The organism is Acidovorax sp. 210-6, assembly GCF_010020825.1.
Lineage (GTDB): Bacteria > Pseudomonadota > Gammaproteobacteria > Burkholderiales > Burkholderiaceae_C > Simplicispira > Simplicispira sedimenti.
The window spans coordinates 1,961,396-1,975,911 of sequence record NZ_JAACJE010000001.1; the positions used below are offsets into that span (position 1 = coordinate 1,961,396).

Consider the following 14,516-nt stretch of genomic DNA (forward strand, 5'->3'; position numbering starts at 1 on the left):
ACCGCACGCTTCAGAAAAGTTCCACGTCGTCGTTGCTGACCTGCTTGGTCTGCAACAGCCCAGCGGCCACCAGGTCGTCGTAGTAGCGCACCTGGTTGCGGCCGTTTTCCTTGGCAAAGTACAGGGCCTGGTCGGCGCGGCCCAGCACTTCCACGGGAGAGCCATTTTCCGCAGAGACAAAGCCCACGCTCACGGTCACCTGGCCGACCTGAGGGAAGTAGTAGTCCTCGACGTTCTTGCGGAAGCGGTTGAACACCTTGTGCGCCGTGGCCAAACTGGTGGAGCGCAGCAGCACCACGAACTCCTCGCCACCAAAGCGGAAGATGCGATCGTGGCTGCGAAACGACGAGCGCAGGATGTTGGCGACCAGGATGAGCACCTCGTCGCCATAGAGGTGACCGAAGCGGTCGTTCACCATCTTGAAGTGGTCGATGTCCACCACGGCCAGCCATTGCCTTTCTGCGCCTTCGGCCCCTGGCTCCGCGCTGTCGCGGGGCAGTTCCAGGGCCATGGGCTCGGAGGTGTCGTGCGCTGTGGCGCGCGTAAACTGCTCGTCGAAGGTCTTGCGGTTGAACAGCCCGGTCAGCGCATCGCGCTCGCTGTAGTCCAGCAGGCTTTGGTAGTTCTGGAACACCTGGAAGACGCTGTTGATCGTATCGATCTTCTGCGCAGAAAAGGGCCGCGCCTGGATCACTTCCAGGCAGGTGTGCACCTTGTCGTTCATCCAGACGGGCAGCCACAGGGCGTGGCGCCCCTTGCCCAACTTAGCCACGGCCTGCGAGGCATGGGCTTGCAGGCATTCATGCAGCGCGGGCATGTCGGCCACGCGAACACGCTGGGGGTCGGACTGGGCCTCCGTGCCCGCGCTGAGCCATTGGCCCCTGCCATCCATCCAGGTGCGCGGCCTGCAGTACTGTTCACCGTCCAGCATAAACACTTCCAGTGAACGCACCTGCACCATGCCGCTGAAGGCTTGCAGCGTGGTAAGCACCGACACTTCCAACCGTAGGTGGTCGCGGTGACCGGTCATTTCGACCAGGTTCTGCAGAATGGGTTTCATGGGAGCGGGCTCCTGCGGTTCATGCGCGGCGCTGGAATACCAGGTCCCAGACGCCGTGGCCCAGACGCAGTCCGCGGTTTTCGAACTTGGTCAGCGGGCGGTAGTCGGGCTTGTCGGCATAGCCCGCAGCGGTGTTGGTCAACAAAGGCTCGGCGCTCAGCACCTGCAGCATCTGCTCGGCGTAGGGCTGCCAGTCGGTGGCGCAGTGGATGTAGCCGCCAGGGCGCAGGCGCGCGGCGAGCTTGGCCACCAGCGCTGGCTGGATCAGGCGGCGCTTGTTGTGCTTGGTTTTGTGCCAGGGGTCGGGGAAGAACACATGCACGCCTGACAGGCTTGCGGGTGCCAGCATGTGGTCTATGACCTCGACAGCGTCGTGCTGCAGGATGCGAATGTTCTGCAGCCCTTGTTCGCCAATGCGCTTGAGCAGGGCGCCCACGCCGGGTTCGTGCACTTCGCAGCACAGGAAGTTGTCCTCTGGGCGCACGCGGGCGATATGGGCCGTGGCCTCGCCCATGCCGAAGCCGATTTCGAGGATCAGCGGTGCCTCGCGCCCAAAGGCGGCCGGCGCGTCGAGCGGCGCGGCGGCGTAGGGCAGGATGAAGCGCGGCCCGAAGTCGGCAAAGGCCTTGGCCTGGCCGGTGGTGGTGCGGCCTGCACGGCGCACAAAGCTCTTGATGGTTTTGGGGTGGAGCACGCCCTCGGGCGCGCTGCCGGGCGCTGTGGTGCCGGCCGGCGGTGGTGCGGATACGTCAGGCGCGAGCAGGGTGGGGGCGGGATGCATGGTTTCGATCACGATGCCCGATTGTAGAGAGCTGCCCAGGCCTTGACCCACTGCGCAAGCGCCTGGGCGGGCGTGGTGTTGTGGGGATGCACCAGTGGCGGCAGCCCCAGCACGGCAGCAGCCTGTCCCAGAGCGGCCACTGGGTCGTCCAGCTCCAGCGGTGCCGCGCCGTGTTGCTTGGAGAGCTTCTCGCCGTCGTAGCCGCGCACCAGGGGGGTGTGCAGGTACTGCGGCGTGGGCAGGCCCAGTGCGTGTTGCAGCAGCATCTGGCGCGGGGTGTTGTCGGCCAGGTCTTCTCCACGCACCACGTGCGTGATGGCCTGTGCGCCATCGTCCACCACCACGGCCAGTTGGTAGGCCCACAGGCCGTCGGCCCGCAGGAGCACGAAGTCACCCACGCTCTGGGCCACATCCTGTTGTTGGGCTCCCAGGCGCCGGTCCTGCCAGTGCAGTACACCATTTGCTATCAAAAAAGGAGCTGCTTGCGCTTTATCAACGGGCGCTGGAGGCCATTTTTGTATGTAGTCCGTGGTGGCAAAGCGCCAGGCACGGGGGCTGCGGCCCCGCAGGCCCTGGCGGCAGGTGCCGGGGTAGGGCAGCCCTGCGTGCCGCTCGCGCTGGTGTCCTGCGGCCAGCAATGCAGCTTCGATGTCCTTGCGGCTGCAGGCGCAGGGGTAGGCCAGCTCGGCTTGTACCAGGCGGTGCAGCGCCTGTTGATAGCTGCTGCCGCGGGTGGACTGCCAGACTGGCGCCGCGTCAGGCACCAGACCGCAGGCGGCCAGTTGTGCCAGGATGTGCTCTCCCGCGCCGGGCTGGCAGCGTGGTGTGTCCACGTCTTCGATGCGCACCAGCCAGCGGCCGCCGGGGTGGGCGCGCGCATCCAGCCAACTGGCCAGGGCGGCCACGAGCGAGCCCGCATGCAAGGGGCCGGTGGGAGAAGGAGCAAACCGGCCGGTGTAAGGTCCTCGCTCTGCCAGGCTCATGCCACGGCCAAGGCCAGTTCCAGCCCAGAGACGAAGGCGTCTTCCACGCGGTGGCCCAGGCACCAGTCACCGCACACGCCCAGTCCTGCGGGGGCATCCCACAGGTGGCTTTGGCCCAGGGGTTGCAAGGTGCGTGCGTGGCGCCAGCGTTGCAGTTCGGCATGGGCGGGCTCGGTGCGGATGCCGGTGATCTCGGCAAAGGCCTTGCGCAGCTTGGCCAGCACGCGGGCAGGGTCGTCCTCCAGGTGCTCGGCAGACCATTCGGGGCTGGCCTGCACGGTCCAGCGCTCGATCAGGCTGCGCCCCGGCTTGGACGATTCGCGCGCCACCCAGGCGATGCGGTGGTGTGTGCTGCGCGCTGCGTTCCATTGCGGGCCAAGGGTGGTGAGGCCGGGCTGCATGGCCTGGGGGTAGGCCAGCATCAAGGTCCAGCAGGGGGCCATGGCAACGCCCGAGAGGTTTTTGGCCAGCGGGCTGGCGACATCGGCCAGCAGGGTTTGTGCGGGGATCGCGGGCATGGCCAGCAGCACGGCGTCGAATCCTGCGTGCACATGGCGCGCGCCATCCTTGCTCGCGGTGGTCAGTTGCCAGGCGCCAGGGCGCAGGCGGTCAGGTTCCATGCGCACCACCTGTGCGTCGGTGTGCAGATGGCCCGCGTCCTGCAGCGGAGTCGCCCAGGCTTGCACCAGGGCATCCATGCGGGGTGCCGCCACCCAGTGCGGGTCTTTGGGCACGGGGCTTGCCGCGACAACACGGCCCGCGGCGTCGAGCACGCGCACCGTGCTGGCGCTCCAGGGGCGGCACAGGCCGGGCTGGGTTTGCAGCACGCGCTCCAGGCGCGGGTCGCGCACGGTGAAATACTGCGCCCCAGCGTCAAAGCTGCCAAAGGGGCTGTCCACGCTGCGGGTGCGCCCACCGGGCTCGGGGTGCTGCTCAAACACACTGACCTGGTGCCCGGCCTGCACCAGGGTGCGTGCGCAGGCAATGCCCGCAACCCCCGCACCCACAATGGCGATGTGGCGCGGTGCCTTGGCAGAGCCTTTGCGGCGGACGGTGGAGGGCGATGTGTGGGGGGCTTTGGGCATGGCAGGGGCTTTCTGGCAGAGGTTGCTATGGCTTGTACACCACTCTACACGCCCGGCAGCCGACGCTGCACCGTTCTGGATCAGAAATGGTGGTGATTTTCCAGGAGTGCCCGGCGTGTGGTGGGGCTGTGCAGCTGTTCCAGCCACCATTGCAAAGCCCTCCCCGGTACCGTGAAACCGGGTCCACCCCAGGCGTAATGCAGTGATACCAGCCGTTCGGGTCGGGCCACCTTGCGCTCGACCAGGCGGCCCGCCTCCAGGTAGGGGCGCACCATGGATTCGGGCAAAAAACCACCGCCCAGGCCGCGCAACTGGGCCTGTATCTTGGCCTGCATGCTGTCCACCGTGAACACGTCCTGCCCGCCGAGCAAGCCCATGGTCAGCCCGCCGCGCAGCGCCGAATCGGCAACGGCGATCGCCCGGTGCCCGCGCAGCACGGCGTCGGCGATGGGTTCGGTGGCCTGGGCCAGGGGATGGTGGGGCGCCACCACGTAGATGAAGCGCTGGCTGCCCAGCGGCATTTGCTGCAGCCCTGCCACCGCAGGCCCCAGGGCGCCCACGCCAATGGCCAGGTCGGCCCGCCCCGAGGTGAGCGCCTCGAGCGTGCCGGACATGATGCCGTCGCACAGCTTGAGGCGCGTGGGCGGGCTCATGGCATAGAACGCCTCGACGAGCTCCAGCATGGTGTGCGGAGAGATCACGCCATCGACCGAGATGGTGAGCTGCGGCTCCCAGCCCGTGGCCACGCGCCGCACACGGTGGGCCACCGCGTCGATGTCCTGCAGCAGGCGCCTGCCTTCGCGCAGCAGCTCGGCACCGGCCTCGGTGGGGCGTGCCTGGCGCGCGCTGCGGTCGAACAGCAGCACGTCCAGCGCATCCTCGATCTGTCGCACCCGGTAGGTCAGCGCGCTGGGAACCAGGCCCAGCTTGCGCGCTGCAGCGGCAAAGCTGCCTTCCTCGGCAATCACCTCCAGCATGGCGAGGTTTTCGGGGGTCAGGGCGTCGCGAATGTCTTGCATGGTCGGACTGGTTTGTTTCAACCTAGAAACCGCAGTTGGATGCGCCCGACAGTGCCGTGATCGGTGTGCCAGGCAAGGCGTGACGACGCAGCGCACTCCTGTGCGCAAGGAGGAACAACGGCGCATGGCGCGCCGAGCGCGGTGCTGGCGGGTGCATAGCGCTCTGACCCTGATGGTGAGCGCTCCCAAGTAGCACATAGTCAGATTTCATGCGGTCTTTCCAAAGGTTGCGAGCGGTCAACTGCGGTTTCTGGGTTTAAGGATTTTGAATCATCCCATCAAAGCGCTCGTCCCTATCGCTGGCGATGGCGCCCTACAGTCCTTTCAGAAGGAGCACACCATGCTGACACTGCGCAAATCCCAGGATCGAGGCTATGCCGACCACGGCTGGCTGCGGTCGTTTCACAGCTTTTCGTTTGCGGGCTACCACGACCCGCGCTTCATGGGCTATGGCAACCTGCGCGTCATCAACGAAGACCGCATTGCGCCGGGCACTGGCTTTGCCACCCATGCCCACCGGGACATGGAAATCATCAGCGTGGTGCTGTCGGGCGCATTGGCCCACCGGGACAGCATGGGCAACACGACGGTGATTCCGGCGGGTGACGTGCAGGTGATGAGCGCCGGCAGCGGCGTCACGCACAGCGAATACAACTACGCCAGCGGCGAGGAAACGCATTTCCTGCAGATCTGGATCGAGCCCTCACAGCGGGGGCTGCAACCCAGCTACGATCAGATGCCCTTTGGCTGGCAGGCCGGGCGGGGACTGCGGCGGCTGGCTTCCGGGCAAGACCAGATGGGCACCCTGCGCATCCACGCCGATGCCGCCCTGTGGGCAGGTCACCTGGCGGCAGGTGAAACGGCGGATCTGGCACTGGATGGGGCACGCAAAGCCTATGTGCACCTGGTGCGTGGCAGCCTGCGCGTCAATGGCCAAGCCCTGCAAACGGGTGATGCCGCCATGCTCGAAGGAGAGGCGCTACTGCAATTGGAGGCAGCGTCGGAGGGCGCGCTGGTGCTGGTGTTCGACCTGCGGGCGTAGGGCGTGTCGTCATTCAATTCCCCCACGCGAATTGAATGACCACACGCCCTGGCAAGCCTGCCGCACGGGTCCTCAGGCCTGTCGCACGAGCAGCGCTTCCTCGATCTTGCCAGCCAGCTGCGCGATCGCCAGCGCCGCTGGGCAGCCCGGAAGCTGCAGCAGCAGCAACTGGCGCCGCATCACGGCATCGCGCACGGCGGGGTCGGCCGGAATGTCGCCCATGTGGATGAGCCTTAGTGCGCGACCGGTGGCGGTGGTCACAAACCGTTCCAACACCTGTTGCAGCTGGCCGGTAATGGCCCGGCCGTCGCCGGGGCGGGCCGTCTGGTTGATGACCATGCGCACATGCTGGCGCTTCTGCTGCATGGCCAGCACCTTGATGGCGGCGTAGGCGTCGGTCAGTGACGTGGGTTCGGGCGTGGCCACGATCAGCACCTCGGAAGCCAGTGAGACGGAGAACAGCACCACGTCGGAGATGCCGGCGCCGGTATCGAGCAGGATCACATCGAAACGGGGCGCCAAGGTCTGGATCACGTTCAGAAACTGCGTACGGACCTCGGGCGTGAGGCGCGAGTACTCGACCATGCCCGAACCCGCCAGCAGCACGGAAAAGCCCCCTGGCGCTTCGATCACAGCGTCGTCGAGGGTGGATTTACCCGTGAACACGTCGTGCAGCGTGGTCTTGGGATACAGGTTCAGCACCACGTCCAGGTTGGCCAGGCCCAGGTCGGCATCCAGAACGAGCACGCGCTGGCCGCGGCGGGTGAGTGCGGCGGCCAGGTTGGCCGACACGAAGGTTTTGCCCACGCCCCCCTTGCCGCTGGTGATGGCAATGATGCGGGCACCCGTGGGCGCACCGGTGGGGGGGACGGTGGGGGAGGGAATGGAATTGGACGACGCTGGGCTCATGGTCTTGCCTTCAGGGGGCGTTGTCTTTGGGGATCATGGCGGCCAGGTCGCCCCAACCGGAGGGGGTGTAAAGCGGGCCGATGAGCATGCCTTTTTCATCCGCGCTGACCGTGCTGTCGGGCTGGGGTTCAATGCACACGCGGTTGCGGCCCTCGGCCTTGGCCAGGTACAGCTGGTGGTCGGCACGGTCGGTCCAGAGAATGGGAGAGGAGCGGATCCACTGCATGGCATAGGCACCGCCAATGCTGATCGTCACCTCCAACTGGGTCGATGGGTCGATCTGCACGGGTGTGGCCGCCACGGCGCGCCGGATGCGCTCGGCCACTGCCATGCCAAAAGCCGCCTGGCAGGCGGGCATGACGATCGCGAATTCCTCGCCGCCGTAGCGCGCCAGCGTGTCCATGGGCCGCACGCATTGCGCCAGGGTGCGCGCCACGGCCTGCAGCACCCGGTCGCCCGCACTGTGGCCGTAGGTGTCATTGACCTGCTTGAAACGGTCGATGTCCAGCATCAACAGCAGTGCGGCTTCACCTGAACGCGCCACGCGGTCGATCTCGCGGTCCAGCACGGCCTGGAAATGCCTGCGGTTGGCCAGGCCCGTCAGAGGGTCTTTGAGCGACAGAGTGCACAGACCGTCGATGATTTCCTGCAGCTGGCGCGCGGGCGTCTGCCCCGGCGCGGGCAGGCAGCCCGCGTCCATGCCGACGAGCGCACAGGCTGTCTCCAGGCGCAATTCGCGCAGATCGACAAGGGAATGGTCAGGTTTGGGCAGCACAGGCGTGAACAGAGCAGACGCCAAAGTGTACCTTTGCCCCGAGGCGCCATGAGTGCACAAATAGCGGGTAAAGAACCTGCTCATGCCCGCTACGATGGCGGCATGCAAGACACAAACCCATTCCCGGACCCGGCCACTGCACTGATCCACCACGCGTACCAGCCCCCGGCAGGCTTCGAGGCGCCGCAGCCTGGTGTTTTCAAGGCCTCTACCGTCATCTTCCCCAACGTGGCCGCAATGCGCGAGCGCGAGTGGAAGGACAAAAGCGGCTACACCTACGGCCTGCACGGCACGCCCACCACCTTCATTCTGGAAGAGCGCATCTGCGCGCTTGAAGGAGGCCTGCAGTGTGTGCTGGTGCCCAGCGGCCTGGCGGCGTTGGCCAATGTGGCGCTGGCCTTGCTGCGCCAGGGCGACGAGGTGCTGGTTCCCGACAACGCCTATGGGCCCAACAAGGCCATGACGGCCTCGCTGCTGGCGCAGTTTGGCGTACGCCATGCGCTGTACGACCCGCTGGACCCTGCCGACCTGGCGCAGCGCATCACCCCCGCCACGCGGCTGGTGTGGCTGGAGGCACCGGGCTCGGTGACGCTGGAGTTTCCCGACCTGCGTGCCCTGGTGGCCCTGTGCCGTGAGCGCGGTGTGACCACCGCGCTGGACAACACCTGGGGCGCGGGCCTGGCGTTTCGTCCGTTCGACCTGATGGGCGATGGCAGTGGCAGCCTGGCGGTGGATGTGTCTGCCCATGCCCTGACCAAGTACCCCAGCGGCGGGGGCGATGTGCTGATGGGCAGCATCACCACGCGTGACCCGGCACTGCACCTGCGCATCAAGCTGGCCCACATGCACCTGGGCCTGGGCGTAGGTGCCAACGATGCCGAAGCCGTGCTGCGGGCCTTGCCCAGCGTGGCGCTGCGCTACCACACCCACGACCGGGTGGCGCGGAACCTGGCCCGGTGGATGCAGCATCAGGCCCCCGTGGTGCAGGTGCTGCACCCGGCGTTGGAAGGCGCTCCGGGCCATGCGCACTGGCATGCCTTGTGTGGCCAGGCTCAGGACGGGCAGGGCGCTGCGGCAGGTTTGTTCAGCGTGGTGTTCGACCCCGCGATCCCGCAGGCGCAGGTGGACCACTTTTGCGACAGCCTGCACTTGTTCCGCCTGGGCTACAGCTGGGGTGGACCCATGAGCCTGGTGGTGCCCTACGACCTCGCCAGCATGCGGCAACGACCCAGCACCCATGTGCGACCGGGGCATGTGGTGCGGTTTTCCATCGGCCTGGAGGCGCAGGCCGACCTGCGCGCCGACCTGGCGCAGGCACTACGCAGCGCCTTTGTGCAGAGGTAGCGCTTGTCATAGCCGATCAAATCAGTCGGATTTGGTTTGATTGGCATCAAGAAGGCAGGTGGCGGCATACAGTGCATTGGACTTCATCGCGCATGCCATGACCACCACCAGCCAAACCGAATCCAGCCCATTCACGGTCAGTTTGCAGCCATTGAACTGGGGCGATCCGCTGCGTTGGCTGGCCCTGGGCTGGGCGGACCTGCGCGCGGCGCCAGGGGTGGCCGTGTTCTATGGCTGCTGCTTTTGGGGCATGGCGCTGATGCTGGGCTGGGTGTTTCGCCGTCAGCCTGAGTATGTGATGTCGCTGGCCAGCGGCTGTCTGCTCGTGGGGCCTTTTCTGGCCATGGGTCTGTATGACACCAGCCGCCGCCGCCAGGTCGGCCTGGCACCGGAACTGGGCAGTTCACTGACCTGCTGGGACCGCCATCTGGGCAGCATGGGGCTGCTGGTGCTGGTGCTGGTCATTGTTGAGTTGCTGTGGGGGCGGGCTTCTCTGGTGGTGTTCGCGGTGTTCTTCAACACCGGGCTTCCATCCACCACCGGTGTGGTGGACGCCCTGCTGAGCCCGCAGAACTGGAGCTTTGTGGGGGTGTACCTGTTGGTGGGTGGCGTTTTTGCTGCGCTGGTTTTTTCCACCACAGTGGTGTCCATTCCCATGATCCTGGACAGAGACACCGATGCGCTGACCGCCGCCATCACCAGCATGCGTGTGGTGCTGGACAACCCAGGCGTGATGGTGCTGTGGGGCAGCCTGATCACGCTGATGGTGGCGCTTTCCCTGTGGGCCTGGGGTGCGGGCCTGTTGGTGGTGGGGCCGCTTCTGGGGCATGCGAGCTGGCATGCCTACCGCACCGCTGTGCGTTCGGCAGGGCAAACCGGGCTGGCGGGGGCTTGAAGCTGCTACAGTGGCTTACCACTGCAGAAAGTACACCTTGGCAACACCCAACTACGGCTACGAAAAGCGCCAGCGCGAGCTGGCCAAAAAACAGAAAAAAGAAGACAAATTGCGTGCCCGTGCCGCCACTGCGCGCCGAGGCGCAGGGGACAACGGGGCCGAGCCGTCTCCGAGCCCGCCCGCACCGCAGGACGGGCAGACACCTAACGCAGCAAACCCTTGAGCGCGGGCCACACGTTGTCCAGCATGCGCGGATGGGCCTGCTCGTTGGGGTGAATCCGGTCCGTCTGGAACCAGCGCATGGCATCCGGCGCATTGGCCACCCCCTCCAGCAAAAAGGGCACCAGTGCGGTCTTGTACTGCTGGGACACGGTGACAAAGGTCTGGGCAAAGCGGCGCGTGTAGTCGCCGCCATAGTTGGGCGGCACCTGCATGCCCACCAGCAGCACCTGGGCACCGGCTTTTTGCGCCGCCTGCACCATGGTGGCCAGGTTGTCCTCGGTGTTCTTCAGCGGCAGTCCGCGCAGCGCATCATTCCCCCCCAGTTCGATCACCACCACAGTGGGCTGGTGCTGCGTCAGCAGCGCGGGCAGGCGGGCGCGGCCCCCAGCGGTGGTGTCGCCGCTCACGCTGGCGTTCACCACCTTGGCATTCACCTTCTGTTCTTGCAGGCGCTGCTGAAGCAGGGCCACCCAGCCCGAGCCACGCTGGATGCCGTATTCGGCGCTCATCGAATCGCCCACCACCACAATCGTGTGCGCACGCCCCTTGCCTGCCGCCAGGCCTGGCGCAGCGTAAAGCCCCACCAGAGCGCCGCTCGCGGCGCTCAGGATAAAGTGGCGACGATTCCCTTTGGTATTCACTTGCGGACACCTTTCTACGTTCATGTCTGATTCTTCCACGCCCCCCGTGACCCCGGTCATTGCCGTCGAGCATGTGTTCAAGTCGGTCAGCGACTCCACGGGCACGCTCGACATTCTGCGCGACATCGATTTCCGCCTGGCGCCCAGGGAAACCGTGGCCATTGTGGGCGCCTCGGGCTCGGGCAAGAGCACGCTGCTGTCCATCATTGCCGGGCTGGACACCCCCACGCGCGGCACGGTGCGCCTGGACGGGCAAGACCTGTTCGCGCTGGACGAGGATGCCCGCGCCGCACTGCGGGCGCAGAAAGTGGGCTTTGTGTTCCAGAGCTTTCAGCTCATGGGCAACCTGACGGCGCTGGAGAACGTCATGCTGCCGCTGGAGCTGGCGGGCCAGCGCGATGCGCGCCAGCGTGCCGCCGATATGCTGGCCCACGTGGGCCTGGGCCAGCGCCTGGGGCATTACCCCAAGCTGCTGTCGGGTGGCGAACAGCAGCGCGTGGCCTTGGCGCGGGCGTTTGTTGTGCAGCCGGCCGTGCTGCTGGCCGACGAGCCCACCGGCAGCCTGGACTACGCCACCGGCGAGACCATCATGGAGCTGATGTTCCAGCTCAACCGCGAGCAGGGCACGACCCTGGTGCTCGTCACGCACGACCGGGGCATTGCCCAGCGCTGCGAGCGGCGCATCACCATCGAGGCCGGGCGCATTGCAGATATGTAGTGTTTTTTGGCTCTAACGCAATAAATACAAGTGCAAGCAGCTATTAAAACAATAGCAAATGGCGCAGCGGATAATCATCCCCCATGTCCAGTCCCAAAGTCCTGTTCGGCTTCCATGCCGTGGGGGTGCGCCTCAAGACCGCACCGCAATCCATCATCGAGATCTATTACGAGCCCACGCGCCGTGACCAGCGCATGCGCCAATTCCTGGAGCGTGCGCGCGAAGCCGGGGTGCGCCTGATCGAGGCCGACGGCCTGCGCCTGGCCAAGCTCTCGGGCAGCCACGGCCACCAGGGCGTGGCCGCGCGGGTCAACCCCATGGCCCAGGCCAGCTCGCTGGACGACCTGCTCGACCAGCTCGAAGCCGACGGCGGGGTGCCGCTGCTGCTGGTGCTCGACGGCATCACCGACCCGCACAACCTGGGCGCCTGCCTGCGCGTGGCCGATGGGGCGGGTGCCCATGCCGTGATTGCACCCAAGGACCACGCCTGCGGTATCAACGCCACCGTGGCCAAGGTGGCCAGCGGCGCGGCCGAGACCATTCCGTATTTCATGGTGACCAACCTGGCGCGCACACTCAACGAGCTGAAGGAGCGCAACATCTGGATCATCGGCACCAGCGACGATGCGCCCCAAACCATTTACCAGGCGGATTTCAAGGGCCCCGTGGCGCTGGTGCTGGGCGCCGAAGGCGATGGCATGCGCCAGCTCACGCGCAAGACCTGCGATGCGCTGATCAGCATCCCCATGCAGGGTGCGGTCGAAAGTCTGAACGTGTCCGTGGCCAGCGGGGTGTGCCTCTACGAGGCCCTGCGCCAGCGCAGCTGAGCAAGGCATGGACAGCGCCGCGCTCGAAACGGTGCAGGCCTGGCTGCGCGAGGCGCCGCAAATTGCGGTGCTGACCGGGGCCGGTGTCAGCGCCGAATCGGGCGTGCCCACCTTCCGCGATGCGCAAACCGGCTATTGGGCGCAGTTTCGCCCCGAGGACATGGCCACCGAGGAAGGTTTTCGGGCGCAGCCCGCCCTGGTGTGGCGCTGGTACCAGCATCGGCGGCAGCTGCTGCAGGGCGTGCAACCCAACGCGGCGCACCTGGCCTTGGCGGCCTTTGCACAGCAGCACCCTGGGCGGCTGACGCTCATCACCCAGAACGTCGATGGCCTGCACCAGCGTGCGGGCAGCGCAGACGTGCTGTGCCTGCACGGCGACCTGATGGAAGATCGCTTTCTCGATCTGCCCCGGCCCTGTTGCCACCCTGATACCGTGGAAGCGGGCGACCCACCCCATTGCCCGCGCTGCGGTAACCTGCTGCGCCCTGGCGTGGTGTGGTTTGGAGAAGCCTTGCCCCTGGCCACGCTGGAGGCCGCCCAGTACGCCGCCCGCCGCTGTGCGCTGATGCTGGTGGTGGGTACCGCTGGTGCCGTGTACCCGGCGGCAGGCCTGGCCCACCTGGCGCGCGATGCCGGTGCCAGGGTGGTCATCGTCAACCCCCATGCCAGCGAGCTGGACCCCGTGGCCCATGCCGTGCTGCGGGGCACGGCGGCGCAATTGCTGCCGCTGTTGTTGGCGCCTGAGTCAATGCTCCCGCAGTCGGTAGGGGGCCCCAGCGGCGCGTGATCGCCATGGATCGCTGGGCTCGGTGGTGGCGCGCATGCCACCGGGACGGTGGTCACAGTCCTGTGGGGTGATGAGGTGCTGGTGGGGCCAAGCACCATGCAGCTGCACGTTGCGCGTGCACCCCAGCCAAGGGTTTTCACTGTGTCCGCACAGCCGCAGGCTGTCGCTGAACTGACAGGCGGGGCAGGGGGCCGGAACGTAATCTTCGGCCACCTTTTCTTGCATGGAGCCCCGCACCACCATGAGCCGCCGCGATTTTCTTCTGCATTCCACCCAGGCCCTGGCCGTCGGCACCATGCCCGCCTGGATGCGCCACAGCCACGCCGCCGAGACCGAGGGCGTCGGGCGCGTGGTCACCCTGGGCTGTTCCATGGCGCTCTCCGGCCCCCTGGGCGCGGCGGGCCTGGAACAGGTGGCCGGCATGAAAGCAGCGTTCCACGAGATCAATCGCTCCGGTGGCATCCATGGACGCGAGATCGCATTGCAGGTCATGGACGATGCCTATGTCCCCGCGCGCACCCTGAAGAACGTGACGGAGCTGATCGATGGCCAGTCGGTCTTTGCCCTCATCTCGCCCATGGGCACGGCCAACACAGCGGCCTTGTTGCCACTCATCGAGGGCAAGGGCATTCCAACGGTGGGGCCGATTACGGGCGCGCCCTCCGTCCGCAGCCCCGAGCAGCGCAACCTGTTCTTTGTGCGCCCCAGCTATGCCGATGAGGCGCGCCGCCTGGTGCGGCAGATGGTGGACATGGGTTTGCGCCGCATTGCCGTGGTGTACCTGGACAACCCCTTCGGAAAGGAGGTGCTGGGCTACCTGTCCGCCGCACTGGACGAGGCGCAGGTCGAGCGTGCCGGCGCTTTTGCCCTGGCTGTGGACGGCAAGAACGGCGAGGAGGTGGCCGAGAAGGTCTATGCCGATCGACCGGGGGCGGTGGTGCTGGCCACCACGGGCACAGCCAATACGGCTTTTGTGCTGCCATTCCGCGCGCGCGCCAAGACCGTGCCGCTGGCAGGCCTTTCGGTGACGCTCTTTGTCTCCGAGTTGCCCAAGCTCGGGGACGCTACGCGGGGAATGGCTGCGGTGCAGGTGTTTCCGGATGCCACCTCCGCCAAGTCGGTGGTGGTGCGCAAGTTCCAGACTTCGATGAAGAGCGCGGGAGCGAAGCCGGAGTACCTCACCAGCGGCAGCAGCCTGGAGGGCTGGATCAACGCCCAGGTCATGATCGAAGGTCTGCGCAACGCAGGCAAGGACCTCAGTCGCGAGCGCCTGCGCGCCGGGCTGGCGGGCATTCGCTCGCTGTCCTTTGGTGATTTCCATGTGGGCTTTGGCAACAAGGCCCCTTATGTCGGGTCGAACACGCTGTATCTGGCCATTTATGCGGAAAACGGACGCCGGGTGAGTTGAGAACCGGGGTTTCGGTTGCG

16 protein-coding genes are annotated in these 14,516 nt (G+C 66.4%); 8 read left to right on the plus strand and 8 right to left on the minus strand.

Features of this window, described 5'->3' with window-relative positions; translation table 11 throughout:
- Positions 1–10 precede the first annotated feature (10 nt).
- From GWK50_RS09045 to GWK50_RS09065, 5 genes are all read right to left on the minus strand, one after another.
- Positions 11–1,060, minus strand: a complete 1,050-nt coding sequence (locus GWK50_RS09045) for a GGDEF domain-containing protein (RefSeq protein ID WP_162016199.1) — start codon at positions 1,058–1,060, stop codon at positions 11–13.
- A 19-nt stretch (positions 1,061–1,079) separates the two neighbouring features.
- Positions 1,080–1,841, minus strand: coding sequence for a tRNA (guanosine(46)-N7)-methyltransferase TrmB (gene trmB, locus GWK50_RS09050; RefSeq protein WP_162016200.1), 762 nt, complete (start codon positions 1,839–1,841; stop codon positions 1,080–1,082).
- A gap of 8 nt (positions 1,842–1,849) precedes the next feature.
- Positions 1,850–2,824: a tRNA glutamyl-Q(34) synthetase GluQRS gene (gluQRS, locus tag GWK50_RS09055; RefSeq protein WP_162016201.1), complete on the minus strand. Its 975-nt coding sequence runs from the start codon at positions 2,822–2,824 to the stop codon at positions 1,850–1,852.
- A complete protein-coding gene (locus GWK50_RS09060; RefSeq protein WP_162016202.1) occupies positions 2,821–3,909 on the minus strand; it encodes an FAD-dependent oxidoreductase in 1,089 nt (362 codons plus the stop codon). Before GWK50_RS09060 ends, gluQRS begins: the two co-directional genes overlap by 4 nt.
- A gap of 80 nt (positions 3,910–3,989) precedes the next feature.
- Positions 3,990–4,928: a LysR family transcriptional regulator gene (locus GWK50_RS09065; protein WP_162016203.1), complete on the minus strand. Its 939-nt coding sequence runs from the start codon at positions 4,926–4,928 to the stop codon at positions 3,990–3,992.
- Between the two features lie 340 nt (positions 4,929–5,268).
- Between GWK50_RS09065 and GWK50_RS09070 the strand changes: the two genes are divergently transcribed.
- Positions 5,269–5,970: a pirin family protein gene (locus tag GWK50_RS09070; protein WP_162016204.1), complete on the plus strand. Its 702-nt coding sequence runs from the start codon at positions 5,269–5,271 to the stop codon at positions 5,968–5,970.
- A 72-nt stretch (positions 5,971–6,042) separates the two neighbouring features.
- Here GWK50_RS09070 and GWK50_RS09075 read toward each other — a convergent pair whose 3' ends face one another.
- Together GWK50_RS09075 and GWK50_RS09080 are read right to left on the minus strand one after the other, a co-directional pair.
- The gene (locus GWK50_RS09075) at positions 6,043–6,879 is read right to left on the minus strand and encodes a MinD/ParA family protein (RefSeq protein WP_162016205.1); all 837 of its coding nucleotides are present in this window, start codon (positions 6,877–6,879) and stop codon (positions 6,043–6,045) included.
- A gap of 10 nt (positions 6,880–6,889) precedes the next feature.
- A complete protein-coding gene (locus GWK50_RS09080) occupies positions 6,890–7,579 on the minus strand; it encodes a GGDEF domain-containing protein (protein WP_242455467.1) in 690 nt (229 codons plus the stop codon).
- 177 nt (positions 7,580–7,756) lie between these two features.
- Here GWK50_RS09080 and GWK50_RS09085 point away from each other — a divergent pair, with 177 nt between their 5' ends.
- The 3 genes from GWK50_RS09085 to GWK50_RS19855 all read left to right on the plus strand — a co-directional run bounded on the left by GWK50_RS09085 (position 7,757) and on the right by GWK50_RS19855 (position 10,116).
- Positions 7,757–8,998 (plus strand): PLP-dependent transferase, encoded by a 1,242-nt coding sequence (locus GWK50_RS09085; RefSeq protein WP_162016207.1) that lies wholly within the window; start codon positions 7,757–7,759, stop codon positions 8,996–8,998.
- Positions 8,999–9,095: 97 nt separating this feature from the next.
- A complete protein-coding gene (locus tag GWK50_RS09090) occupies positions 9,096–9,893 on the plus strand; it encodes a DUF2189 domain-containing protein (RefSeq protein WP_162016208.1) in 798 nt (265 codons plus the stop codon).
- A 37-nt stretch (positions 9,894–9,930) separates the two neighbouring features.
- Positions 9,931–10,116, plus strand: coding sequence for a hypothetical protein (locus GWK50_RS19855; protein ID WP_242455335.1), 186 nt, complete (start codon positions 9,931–9,933; stop codon positions 10,114–10,116).
- Here the strand turns inward: GWK50_RS19855 and GWK50_RS09095 are convergent.
- Positions 10,097–10,756 carry an arylesterase gene (locus GWK50_RS09095; RefSeq protein ID WP_277950294.1) on the minus strand — a complete coding sequence of 220 codons (660 nt, stop codon included), beginning with the start codon at positions 10,754–10,756 and terminating at the stop codon, positions 10,097–10,099. The two genes, GWK50_RS19855 and GWK50_RS09095, sit on opposite strands and share 20 nt — an antisense overlap.
- A gap of 22 nt (positions 10,757–10,778) precedes the next feature.
- On the opposite strand from GWK50_RS09095, the gene GWK50_RS09100 reads away from it, so the two are divergent.
- From GWK50_RS09100 to GWK50_RS09115, 4 genes are all read left to right on the plus strand, one after another.
- A complete protein-coding gene (locus GWK50_RS09100) occupies positions 10,779–11,474 on the plus strand; it encodes an ABC transporter ATP-binding protein (RefSeq protein WP_162016210.1) in 696 nt (231 codons plus the stop codon).
- 83 nt (positions 11,475–11,557) lie between these two features.
- The gene (rlmB, locus tag GWK50_RS09105) at positions 11,558–12,301 is read left to right on the plus strand and encodes a 23S rRNA (guanosine(2251)-2'-O)-methyltransferase RlmB (RefSeq protein ID WP_162016211.1); all 744 of its coding nucleotides are present in this window, start codon (positions 11,558–11,560) and stop codon (positions 12,299–12,301) included.
- A gap of 7 nt (positions 12,302–12,308) precedes the next feature.
- Positions 12,309–13,088, plus strand: a complete 780-nt coding sequence (locus GWK50_RS09110; protein WP_162016212.1) for an NAD-dependent deacylase — start codon at positions 12,309–12,311, stop codon at positions 13,086–13,088.
- A gap of 241 nt (positions 13,089–13,329) precedes the next feature.
- Entirely contained in the window at positions 13,330–14,496 is a 1,167-nt protein-coding gene (locus GWK50_RS09115) for an ABC transporter substrate-binding protein (RefSeq protein WP_162016213.1), read from the plus strand.
- Positions 14,497–14,516: the final 20 nt, after the last annotated feature.